General features: G+C 67.0%; 5 protein-coding genes. 3 read left to right on the top strand and 2 right to left on the bottom strand.

Annotated features, from left to right (window positions below):
* Positions 1-126 precede the first annotated feature (126 nt).
* Together eda and FJU31_RS11955 are read right to left on the bottom strand one after the other, a co-directional pair.
* The gene (eda, locus tag FJU31_RS11960) at positions 127-765 is read right to left on the bottom strand and encodes a bifunctional 4-hydroxy-2-oxoglutarate aldolase/2-dehydro-3-deoxy-phosphogluconate aldolase (protein ID WP_150454944.1); all 639 of its coding nucleotides are present in this window, start codon (positions 763-765) and stop codon (positions 127-129) included.
* Positions 752-1,771 carry a sugar kinase gene (locus FJU31_RS11955; RefSeq protein ID WP_150454943.1) on the bottom strand — a complete coding sequence of 340 codons (1,020 nt, stop codon included), beginning with the start codon at positions 1,769-1,771 and terminating at the stop codon, positions 752-754. The genes eda and FJU31_RS11955 overlap by 14 nt, the downstream gene beginning before the upstream one ends.
* Positions 1,772-2,056: 285 nt before the next feature.
* On the opposite strand from FJU31_RS11955, the gene FJU31_RS11950 reads away from it, so the two are divergent.
* From FJU31_RS11950 to FJU31_RS11940, 3 genes are all read left to right on the top strand, one after another.
* Complete coding sequence (locus FJU31_RS11950; protein ID WP_150454942.1) at positions 2,057-4,837, top strand: TonB-dependent receptor; 2,781 nt, start codon at positions 2,057-2,059, stop codon at positions 4,835-4,837.
* 225 nt (positions 4,838-5,062) lie between these two features.
* Positions 5,063-8,245 carry a TonB-dependent receptor gene (locus FJU31_RS11945; RefSeq protein WP_150454941.1) on the top strand — a complete coding sequence of 1,061 codons (3,183 nt, stop codon included), beginning with the start codon at positions 5,063-5,065 and terminating at the stop codon, positions 8,243-8,245.
* Positions 8,246-8,320: 75 nt separating this feature from the next.
* Complete coding sequence (locus FJU31_RS11940) at positions 8,321-12,139, top strand: LamG-like jellyroll fold domain-containing protein (RefSeq protein WP_150454940.1); 3,819 nt, start codon at positions 8,321-8,323, stop codon at positions 12,137-12,139.
* Positions 12,140-12,231: the final 92 nt, after the last annotated feature.

The following is a 12,231-nucleotide window of genomic DNA, read 5'->3' as shown; positions in this document are numbered from 1 at the left end:
CGCCGCTTGGTTGGTTGGTTTTTGTTTTCCTTTGTGGTGTCCGCCCCCCCCCCCCCCCCCCCCCTCGACTCTACCGGAGCAGGGGCAACGGCCGTCGTGAGGGGGCGACGGCCACCCGTGCGTGGCTCAGCCGGCCAGCACCGCTGCTTCGCGCGCCAGGCGCTCGATGCTGTCCCAGTCGCGCGACTGCATCAGGGCCGCGGTGGTCAGCCACGAACCGCCCACGCACAGCACGTTGGGCAGGTGCAGGAACTGCGGCGCGGTCTGCGCGCTGATGCCACCGGTCGGGCAGAAGCGCACATCGGCGAACGGGCCGTGCCACGCCGACAGCAGCGGCGCGCCGCCGGACTGCACCGCCGGGAAGAACTTGAATGTGTCCAGGCCGGCCTCGAGGCCGAGGATCAGTTCCGAACCCGTGGCCACGCCAGGCAGGTAAGGCAGGTCGGCATCGCGCGCGGCCGCGTACAGCGTCGGCGTCGCTCCGGGCGACACCGCGAAGCGCGCACCGGCAGCCTTGGCCGCCTCCATCTGCGCTGGCGTCAGCACCGTGCCGGCGCCCACCACCGCATCGGGCACCGCTTCGACCATCGCCTTGATCGCGTCCAGTGCACGCGGCGTGCGCAGGGTCACTTCGATCACCGGCAGGCCACCGCGGAACAGCGCCTGTGCCACCTGCACCGCATCGTCCACGTCATCGGGGGTGAACACCGGAATCACCGGTGCAAGTTTCAGTACCGCACGTACGCGCGGATCAGCGCCGGACATCGAATCGCTCCTCGCCCACCAGGGCCAGTACGTCAGCTTCGCTGACGGGGTTGAAATCGCCGGGGATCGAGTGCTTCAGTCCACCGGCAGCCAGGCCGAAACGCACGGTGGCGTCGGTATCGAAGCCGGACAGGATGCCATGCAGGATGCCCGCGGCGAACGCATCGCCACCGCCGATGCGGTCGACGATGCCCTGCAGCTGGCGCACCGGTGCCTGTGCGCGGGTGCCATCGCGGCCCAGCAGCAGCGCACCCAGCGCATGGTGGTCGACGCTGAGGGCCTGGCGCTGGGTGCACGCCATCCACTGCAGCTGCGGGAAGGCGGCAAACGCGGCCGCGGCCGCGGCTTCGACCTTGGCCACCACGTCGGCCTGCTCGAAGCGCTGGCCGAGGATGACTTCGATATCGCGGTAGTCGGCGAAGACGATGTCGGCCTGGGCGAACAGCTCATGCAGGATCGCCTGCGCATCGCCGCCCCAGCGCTCCCACAGCTTGGGCCGGAAGTTGCCATCGAAGGACACGCGCACGCCCAGCGCACGCGCCGCGCGCGCCGCCGCCAAGGTGGCCTGGGCCACGTCCGGGCCGAGCGCCGGGCTGACCCCGGACAGGTGCAGCCACTGTGCGTCCTGCAGCAGCACCGGCCAGTCGTAGTCGGCCGCGGTGCTGCGCGCGAAGGCGGAGTCGGCACGGTCATAGACCACTTCGCTGGCACGCTGCACCGCGCCAGTGGTCAGGAAGTACAGGCCCATGCGCCCATCCGGGTCCTGCCGCACGCTGCGCGTGTCGACCCCGTGCCGGCGCAGTTCACCGAGCACGTGGGCGCCCAGCGCATTGCCGGCCACGGTGCTGACCATGGCGACCTCATGTCCGAAGCGGGACAGCGAGACACCCACATTCGCTTCCGCCCCGCCCACGTGCACCTGCAGCTGCGGCGACTGCATCAGCAGTTCGTTACCCGGTGCGCCCAGGCGCAGCAGCAATTCCCCGAAACATACGACACGACCCATTTCCGCTCCCTTACGCTGGCCGCCTGCAGCGGCTGCTGGGCGGCGTGGAATCGCGCCACGCACCCGCGTGGCGGTTGACCATCGGTGTCATCAAGAAACCGACCGGCCGTGGGCACAGCCTATCAAACTGTCGGAACCATTGTCCCGCAAGCTTCTTGGAGACATTACAGGTCTGTTGCGGTGCAAGATGCCGCCGAGGGAACGTGCTGCTACCGTCGGCTCTGACCAGCGGTGTCATTCCGCTGAAACACTCGCGAGACCAGACCTTTGGGAGAGGGGAAAGGCATGCATTCTCGGAACCACGCAAAAAAGACACCGGTTACCTTGCTCGCCATGGCGGTCAGCCTGGCCCTGTCGGCAGGCGCCGCCGCCCAGCAGCAGAGCGAGGCGACCAGCGCCACCAACCTGGATACGGTGAACGTCACCGGCTACCGCGCCAGCGTGGAGAAAGCGCTGGACATCAAGCGTGGCGAGGCCGGCGTGGTCGATGCCATCGTGGCCGAGGATGTCGGCAAGTTCCCCGACCTGAACCTGGCCGAGTCGCTGCAGCGCATCCCGGGGGTGGTCATCACCCGCGAGGCCGGCGAAGGCCGCAACATCTCGGTGCGTGGCCTGGGCCCGGACTTCACCCGCGTGCGCATCAACGGCATGGAAGCGCTGACCACGGTCGGCGCCGGCGACCAGAGCGGCGGCACCAACCGCGGCCGTGGCTTCGACTTCAACGTGTTTGCTTCGGACCTGTTCTCGCAGATGGTGGTGCGCAAGACCGCCTCGGCCGACGTCGAGGAAGGCTCGCTGGGCGCGACGGTCGACCTGCGTACCGCGCGTCCGTTCGACTACGACGGCTTCACCTTCGTCGCCAGTGGCCAGGCCAGCTACAACCAGATGGCCGAGAAGGCCGACCCGCGCCTGGCCGCGCTGATCTCCAACACCTTCGCCGACGGCACCTTCGGTGCGCTGCTGTCGGTGGCCTACTCCGAGCGCCAGGCGCTGGAGGAAGGTTCCAACACCGGCCGCTGGGCCAACGGCACCAGCAACGGCGGCTTCAGTGCGGCCTCGCCGTTCACGGCAGCGCGCAGCGCCGATGTCTACCACCCGCGCTTCCCGCGCTACGTGCAGATGGAACACCAGCAGAAGCGCCTGGGCATCACCGGCTCGCTGCAGTGGAAGCCGTCTGACCGCACCGAGATTTCGCTGGACACGCTGTACTCGAAGATCGACGCCACGCGCGACGAGCACTACATCGAAGCGATCTCCTTCAGCCGCAACCGCGATTCGGCCACCGGCGCCAACCGCCGCCCCGACCGCGACGGCAAGCCGTCAACCATCGTGCGCAACGGTGAGGTCCGCAACAACGCGCTGCTCTATGGCGAGTTCGACAACGTCGACCTGCGCACCGAGAACCGTCACGACGAATGGAACACCGAGTTCAAGCAGGTCAGCCTGAACTTCGACCATCGCTTCACCGATGATTTCCAGATGACCGGCAAGGTTGGCATCTCGCGCTCGGCGCACGAGAACCCGGTGCAGACCACCATCATCATGGACAAGTACGATGTCGACGGCTACAGCTACGACTACCGTGGCAACAGCCGGGCGCCGATCATCAACTACGGCATCGATCCGACCAACCCCAACGGCTGGGAACTGGCCGAGATCCGCCTTCGCCCGCAGTACGTGGACAACGATTTCGATACCGCCGAAGTCAACTTCAACTGGAACCTCAGCCCTGGCTTCCGCCTGAAGGGCGGCGTGCTGGCCAAGGATTACACCTTCAGCACGCTGGAACTGCGCCGCAGCAGTGAGGGCGCGGTACCGCTGCTGGCCGACGGCACCCGCACCGTGCCGGCCGACCTCACCAGCCAGGCCGGCCTGAAGGGCATCAACGGCTCGCCATCGAACTGGGTGGTGCCGAACCTGGATGCCATCGCCGACCTGCTGGACATCTACAGCAACACCGGTACTTTCGCCGTGTCCCCACGCGCCAACAACAGCCGCAGCGTCGAAGAGAAGGACCGTGGCGTGTGGCTGATGGGTGAGTTCTCCACTGACCTCGGTTCCATCCCGCTGTCGGGCAATTTCGGCGTGCGCTACGTGCGGACCGAACAGACCTCCAGTGGCGCGGCCACCGTGGGCGGCGTGCTGGTGCCCGCCACCACCAACCGCAAGTACAACGACACCCTGCCCTCGCTCAACCTGGTGGCCGAGATCACCCCAGACTTCCTGATCCGCCTGGGCGCGGCCAAGGTGATGAGCCGCCCGGGCCTGGGCAACCTGACCCCGGGTGTGACCGTGGCCGTGGCAGGCGGCGCGCGCACCGTGGCCGGCGGCAACCCCAACCTCGATCCGTTCCGTGCCACCAACGTGGACATGAGCTTCGAGTGGTACTTCGCCGAAGGTGCGATGGCCGGCATCGGCCTGTTCTACAAGGACATCGATTCGTTCGTGCAGACCACCCGCGAAGTGCGGCCGTATTCCAGCAGCGGCCTGCCGGCCAGCCTGCTCGACGGCACCGGCGCATCGGTCAACGACGACTTCACTTTCAGCATCCCGCTCAATACTCCCGGCGGCGAGCTGTATGGCGTGGAAGCCAACTACACCCAGCCCTTCACCTTCCTGCCCGGCAAGTGGTCGAACCTGGGCGTGCAGCTGAACTACACCTGGGTCGACACCAGCATCCAGTACGTCAACGGTGCCGGCGTGGCGGTGATGAAGAACCAGCTGACCGGCACCTCGAAGAATGCCTGGAACGCGACGTTGTTCTACGAGGGCGACGCCTGGTCGGGCCGCGTCTCGGCCACCAACCGCAGTGACTACCTCACCCAGGCGCCCGGCCAGGAAACCGGCTTCAACCTGGACGGCTACCACGGCATGACCGGCACCACCGTGCTTGATGCTTCCATCCGCTACCGCATCAGTGACCAGCTGGAACTGAGCCTGGAAGGCATCAACCTGACCAACGAAGCCTCCGATGAGTGGGTCTACTCGCCCACCACCGGCCAGCTGCCGCTGCAGTACACCGAAACCGGCCGCCAGTTCCTGCTGGGCGTGCGCTACAAGTTCTGACCGTCACCGCGGCGGCGTGGAAGCACGCCGCCGCACTTCGAGTGCAACGAGGAAACGCCGCTGCAGCTGCTGCGGCGCAAGATGCCGCGCGCCATGTGCTTTGTTACGTTCACGCGTGACCCGCGGTGTCAGCAAGTCGTTGCACCTGCGTCGTACCGGAGGAGGCCGGTACGCACGCTGGAACGCCTTCGCAACGCTTGAGGACACCCTGGGAGGGGATTTCAGATGGATTCGTTGCTCGCGCTTCACCGCGGCCGCGCGCCGCTCACCGTGCTTGCCCTGTCGATCGGACTGGTGCTGAGCCACGCCGCGCATGCACAACAGACCCCGGAAGCGGCTGCGGCCGCACCCGATGCGGTCGACCTGGACAAGGTGGAAGTCAAGGCCACCTACCGCGAAAGCCTGCAGCAGTCGCTGGACGAAAAGCGCTACAGCGTCGAGCAGGTCGATGCGATCTACGCCGAGGACATCGGCAAGTTTCCTGATCTGAACCTGGCCGAATCGATGCAGCGCATCGCCGGTGTGTCCATCGACCGCGAAGGCGGCGAAGGCCAGCAGATCTCCGTACGCGGCCTGGGTTCGGATTTCACCCGCGTGCGCATCAACGGCCTGGAAGCGCTGTCCACCGCCGGCAGCGGCACCACCGGCGTCAACCGCAGCCGCGGCTTCGACTTCAACACCTTCGCCTCCGAACTGTTCAGCCGGGTCAAGGTCAACAAGACCCAGTCGGCGCAGATGGATGAAGGTTCGCTGGGTGCCACCGTCGACCTGCGTGCATCGCGGCCGTTCGATTTCGAAGGCTTCCAGGCCTCGCTCAACGGCCAGTACGGCTACAACGAACTGTCGCGCTCGAAGGACCCGCGCGTGTCGGCGCTGCTGAGCAACACCTGGGCCGATGGCCGCTTCGGTGCGCTGATGTCGGTGGCGTGGAGCAAGCGCACGATCTTCGAGGAAGGCTACAACCCGGTGCGCTGGGAGCACGGCAACTACCGCAATTCCAACCAGGCCACCGCCGCCAACAACGGCACCTACGGCTTCTGCAGCCCAGCCGGCTATGACCCGCAGACGCCGCGCAACCCGGCCGCGAATGAAACCGCGCAGGGCGTCGGCAGCGCCGCCAACCAGGCGCGCAGCAACGGCTGGGGCAGCTACGGCATCGACGCCACCCACTGCGGCACCGGCATCGACCGCCCGCAGGCGACCGCCGGGAACATCGCCGCCTACGAGACGGCCACCAATGCGTGGATCCCGCGCTACCCGCGCTACATCCGCACCGAGCACGAGATCGAACGGCTCGGTGTCACCGGCGCGCTGCAGTTCCGCTTCAGCCCCGACAGCGTGCTCAACCTCGACCTGATGTACTCGAAGCTGGACAAGGACCAGCGCGAGGATTCGATCGGCGCCAACCTGCACCGCACCGCGCAGTACGGCGGCAAGACCCAGATCGTGGTGCGCGAGGCGCAGGTGGATGCACAGAACCGGCTGGTCTACGGCGTGTTCGACAACGTCGACTTCCGTACCGAATCGACCGCCATCGAAGAGAGCACCGAGTTCAAGCAGGCCAGCCTTAACTTCGAGCACCGCTTCAACGATGCGCTGCGCCTGGATGCGCTGGTCGGCCATTCCTCGTCCAGCTTCGAGCGGCCGGTGTTCTCCATGGTCAGCTTCGACAACAGCAACCTGGATGGCTTCGTGCTGGACATGCGCAACGGCGCCAGCATGCCGTCGATGACCTTCCCCTTCGCGCTGGGCGATGCGGCGTCGTGGCAGTGGCTGGGCTACGGCACCGCGCCGGTGAACGCCAACGGCACCGCGCGTGGCGGCAACATCAGCGAAGTGCGCCTGAACCCGCAGTACGTCGACAACAGCTTCGACACCGCCAAGGTCGACCTGACCTTCAACGTGTCGCCCACCTTCACCCTGCGCGGCGGCCTGGCCTACAAGGACTACGGCATGCGCACGCAGGAGTACCGCAATATCAGCTATGGCCGCATGTCGCAGGCGCTGCCCGACGGTGTCGGCGTGGGTGACCTGTCCACCACGCTCGATGGCTTCGGCAAGGGCCTGGACGGCAGCACGCCGGGCAGCTGGCTGATTCCCGACTTCAACCGCATCGCCGAGCTGCTGGACATCTACTGCAACTGCAACACCGGCACCCTCGGCGGTGACTACCGCCTGGCCGGCGTCGGCCACTTCGGTGCATCGAACAACAACTTCGACGTGACCGAAAAGAGCTACGCCAGCTACCTGCAGCTGGACTTGAACACCGAGCTGTGGGACCGCCCGTTCCGCGGCAACCTCGGCCTGCGCTACGTGCGTACCGAGATCGACGCCAGCGGCTACGCGCCGTGCCAGGCGGCCAGCAGCAGCGATCTGTCGGCGGCCTGCGAACCGTTCCTGGGCGTGGCCAGCGCCACCGCCGATGCCGGCGAGCGCCTGCTGGTGGCCACCACCGTCGGCCACCGCTACGACGACTGGCTGCCCTCGCTGAACCTGGCCTGGGATCTGACCGACAGCCTGGTGCTCCGCTTCGGTGCGGCCAAGACCATGGCCCGGCCGACCCTGTCCAACCTCTCGCCCAGCGTCAGCGGTGGCCCGACCAGCTTCCTCGACGAGGACCGCTACTACTCGATCAACCTGGGCAATCCGAAGCTGGATCCGTTCCGCTCCACCAACTACGACCTGAGCGCGGAGTGGTACTTCCAGGAAGGCGCCCTGCTGTCGGCGGCGGTGTTCTACAAGGACATCGAAACCTACGTGCAGCGCACGCGCCTGCTGACCACCTGGGGTGACATGGGTTACTCGCTGGACCTGCTGCCGGCCGGTTTCAGCCCGAACACGCTGTTCAACGTGCAGAGCTACTTCAACACCCCGGGCGGTCCGTTGAAGGGTTACGAGCTGACCTACCAGCAGCCCTTCAGCTTCCTGCCCGGCTTCTGGAAGAACTTCGGCGTGCAGCTGAACTACACCCACGTCGATTCGAAGATCAAATATCTCTTCAGCTCCGGCAGTGGCGACACCATCGTCACCACCTATACCGAGAACGACCTGCTGAACCTGTCGCCCAACTCGTACAACGCCACCGTGTACTACGACGACGGCCGCTTCAGCGCGCGCGTGTCCACCAGCTACCGCGATGCCTACATCAACCAGATCCTGACCCAGGAAAACGTCTGGGACCTGGACGGCAACCAGTACGCGACCGCCGACGTGACCGGCAAGTACAGCGTCAAGAACGTGGATTTCAACATGTCCTGGAAGTTCAACAAGCAGCTGACCGTCAGCTTCGAGGCGATCAACCTGCTGGACAGTGCCGACGAACGCTACGTCGATTCGGCGCTGTCACTGCCCGACCGCTACACCCACACCGGGCGCCAGTACTACCTGGGGCTGCGCTACAAGTTCTGAGTGCACGCCCTGCCCCGCCGTACCGCACCGCCGCCATGCCGCTGCACCGTCGAATGCTGCTGAAAGGAAGGTTCCATGCACCGTACCGCTTCTGTCCTGCCCCGCCCGCGCCGTCGCCTGCTGGTGGCCGCGCTGTCGCTGGCCGCCGCGCTGCCCGCGCTGGCCGCACCGTCGCCGACACTGCTGTTCCACGTCGATGCCAACCAGGGGCTGACCGCCGTGACGGCGCAGGGCGAAGCGGTGCCGAACTTCCGCGACAAGGCGGCGGTGGTCGATGACGGGGCACGCGGCAAGGCCATCCAGTGGGAAGATGATGGCGTGCTGGCCTGGGATGCGCCGGGCAACATCCAGGCCCAGCGCGGCACCCTGGCCTTCGACTGGCGCCCCCGCTATGCGGTGGGCGAAGCGCCGTTCGTGATCTTCCGCGTCGGCTATGCCGACCACAGCAGCTGGGACATGGCGTGGCTGCGCATCGACTGGAACGGCCACGGCTTCGATGCCTTCGTCACCGATGCCAACCTCGCACGCACCCGCGTGTCGTTCCGCATGGATACGCCGCCGCAGCCGGAGCAGTGGTTGCACCTGGCCTTTGCCTGGGACGAGGACCAGGGTGTGCGCCTGTTCGTCGACGGCCGCGAAGTGGCGCGTGCGCAGGCGACCGGTGACTACGATGCGGCGCTGGACCAGCTCGGCCTGGCCGGGCGGGTGATGGCGCCCTACCAGGTGCAGAGCCGCTACAACTTCCTGCGTGGCAGCGATTTCCAGCACATCCGCGTGTACGACCGCATGCTGGATGCCCCCGCCGTGCAGGCACTGGCAGGCGGCAAGGCCCCGGCCAGCGCGGTGGCTCCGGCCAGCGACGAGCGCGCGTGGCGCCATCGCTTCGGCTGGGAAGGCGCAGCACCGCCGGCACTGGCGTCGGCCGGCACGCGCATCCGCAAGATCGAGTTCGCCGATACGCGCGACCACAAGGCGTGGATGTGGAAGGCCACCGACGGCATCGCTGAAACCACCTGGCCAGGCGTCTACAACCGCTCGCGCCTGCCCGGCCGCAACGACTACTTCCAGCTGCCGGACTGGAACACCTACGTGGAAAGCGGCCAGCACCTGGACCTGACCCTGCCGGCCGGCGAGACGGTGAACCGCATGGAGATCCGCGGTGCGGCGTTCGGCAGCCTGGCGCATGGGCCCGATGCCGAACATGCCACCGAGGTGCTGGCCACGCGGCCGCGAGGCGTGGCGCGCAGCGTGCAGGACATTCCCGCGCAGCAGGGCGGCGTACTGCGTTTCAGCAACGTCGAACAGGAAACCCCGATCCAGGAAGTCTGGGCCTACAACGTGAGCGAAGGTGCCGAGCCGGAAGGCACGGTCAAGCAGGCCTACGTGATCGACAGCCAGGCCCTGCCCGACTACACCAACCTCGATGCGCTGCGGCACTACATCGATGGCCGCTTCCCGGCCGCCGAACGCAGCACGGTGATGGCCCTGCCCAAGGGCGCAGGCTCACGCCGCCGTGGTGCCGACAGCCTGCCGACGCAGCCGCGGCCGATCGTGCATGTGCTGATCCCCTCGGGCGTCGGCGATGCACCGGCCAACCAGCCGTTGATCCGCAGCTGGGCCTACAGTTGGGAAAACATGCACGACGGCCTCGATGGCGTGGCCATCGATATTCCCGCGCTGCACCTTCCGGCTACCCACGACGGTCTGATTCCGCTGAACCTCCGCATCAAGGATCCGATCTGGCCGGCGCGCGACATGATCGATGTCTCGGTGTCGGTGCAGCCGGGACAGAAGCGCACGCTATGGCTGGACCTGCGCGACCGCATCCTCACCCCCGACAGCCTGTGGCTGAGCATCGCCTCGGCCGCACCGGGCTTCGATGCCGCCGCGCTGGACGGCGCGCAGATCCGCCTGGTGTTCAAGCCGCGCGCCGAAGCGCTGAAGGAACACGTGGCCGATCGCTTCAACCAGGTGCGCGACAACTGGGGCTTCCTGGTCGAGGAACACACTACGTCCAAGCGCCAGCGCCTCTATGCGCGCGTGTATGCCGACCTCAGCGACCTGCTGCGGGTCGACCCCGACCACGAGCTCGGCCGCCTGTACTGGAACTACATCAGCTACAACAGCCAGGGTCGCCCGCCCTACACCGCACCGGTCGTGCCCAAGGGCGTACCGGCGTGGGCGTTCAACCAGGTGCAGGACCTGGCCCAGGTACGCCAGTTCGTCGACTGGTGGATCGACGAGCGGCAGGTGGCCTATGGCGATTTCGGCGGTGGCATTTCCGATGATTCCGACCTGACCCAGCAATGGCCGGGCCTGGCGCTGATGGGCGTGCAGCCGGATCGCCTGAACGCCTCGCTGACCGCGCTGTCCGATGCGGTGTACCGCAATGGCATGTTCAGCAATGGCCTGAGCACCATCGAGACCGACGAACTGCATTCCTACGAGGAAGGCATCAACACCAACAGCGCCATGCTCTACCTCAACTGGGGCGACCCGTTGACCGTGGAGCGCCTGATGGAAACAGTGAAGGCCTTCGACGAGCGTATCATCCTGCGCAACCCGCACGGCAACCTGCTGTTCTCCAGCAACTGGTTCGGTGGCAACAAGGTCTACCGCGAGCCGAACTGGCAGTGGCAGAAACCCTATTCGTTCCCGGTGCTGCACCCGGCGTTCCTGCTCGGCCAGTTCAACGCCGATCCGACCGGCCGCAAGCTGGTGATCGGCCTGGCCGATGGCTACCTGGCCCACGCCGGCACCGACGAAAAGGGCCGCTTCACCCTGCCCAACGAAATCAACTGGACCACCGGTGCCACCCGCGGCGGCGAGTTGAACAACGGCTCCGGCGGCGGCGACACCATGCACACGTTCTGGGCCGCATGGCGGTGGACCGGCGATGCGAAGTACCTGCAGGCGCTGGACTACCGCGTGGCCCGGGGCGGGCCGGGCGCACTGGCCAACCTCGGCGAGAACTACGTCGACGCCCTGGGCAGGCAGCAGGACTGGTACCCGCTGCTCACCGCCGAGGCCGACGCCGGCAAGATCGGCTTCGCCAGCCTGATGGCGTGGCAGGCCAGCGGCGATACGAAGTACATCGACGCGCTGCACGCCGACGGTCTGCAGGCCAAGGTGCAGCGCGCCTACATGAACACCGAGGGCCACTGGTGGTCCGACCGCGTGGAAGCACCCAGCGAGTTCCTGCAGCGCGCGCGCCTGGGCGGCATCGCGCTGAAGCGCAACCAGAGCTGGCCCGGCCACACGGTCAGCTGGCGCTTCGACCGCGACGGTGCTGCCGAGCAGGTCGCGCTGCTGGTGCATGCGCCCTCGCGCGAACGCTTCACCGTGACCAGCCATAACCTGGGCACGCGCACCATCGCCGCCGACATGACCGGCTGGAACGTGGCCAGCGGCTCCTGGCGCGTGCGCAGCGGCGTGGACGCCGATGGTGATGGCCGCATCGACGGCACTGCCGCCGAACGCATCGTGCAGCTGGAAACCAGCGCCTCGGTACCGATGCAGTTCCGCCCGGGCCGCACCGAGGTGTTCGAGTTCGAGCGGATCAGCGCCGGCACGCCGGTGGAAACCCGTGCGGACCTGGGCATCGGCCGTGGCGATGTGCGCGTGGATGGCCGCCAGGTGCACGTGACCGTGCACAGCCTGGGTCATGCCGGCAGCGGCGTGGGCGTGGTGGTGCTGGAGGATGTGCGTGGCCGTGAGATCGCACGCACCGAGGTGCCGGCCATGGCCGCACCGATGGACCTGCAGCCGAAGACGGTGATGGTGTCGCTGCCGCTGCCGGTGGGTGACCGCAGCGGCCTGCGCGTGCGCGTAGCGCTGGCCGATGGCGGCGAGGAAGTGACCCGGTTGAACAACGTGGCCGACGTGCCGCGTTGACGGAGCGCACGGACGCGGCAACGCCCGGCGTTCGTAGAGTCGAGCTTGCTCGACTGCTCTTCGCATGGCACCAACAGCAGTCGAGCAAGCTC

The sequence above is a fragment of the Stenotrophomonas cyclobalanopsidis genome (assembly GCF_008710035.1).
GTDB classification, from domain to species: Bacteria; Pseudomonadota; Gammaproteobacteria; order Xanthomonadales; family Xanthomonadaceae; genus Stenotrophomonas; species Stenotrophomonas cyclobalanopsidis.
This window is presented reverse-complemented; position numbering and strand designations above follow the sequence as displayed.

Coding starts and splice junctions, on each gene's coding strand:
- FJU31_RS11940 (WP_150454940.1), top strand. CDS start 8,321: ATGCACCGTACCGCTTCTGTCCTGCCCCGCCCGCGCCGTCGCCTGCTG.
- FJU31_RS11955 (WP_150454943.1), bottom strand. CDS start 1,771: ATGGGTCGTGTCGTATGTTTCGGGGAATTGCTGCTGCGCCTGGGCGCA.
- FJU31_RS11945 (WP_150454941.1), top strand. CDS start 5,063: ATGGATTCGTTGCTCGCGCTTCACCGCGGCCGCGCGCCGCTCACCGTG.
- FJU31_RS11950 (WP_150454942.1), top strand. CDS start 2,057: ATGCATTCTCGGAACCACGCAAAAAAGACACCGGTTACCTTGCTCGCC.
- eda (WP_150454944.1), bottom strand. CDS start 765: ATGTCCGGCGCTGATCCGCGCGTACGTGCGGTACTGAAACTTGCACCG.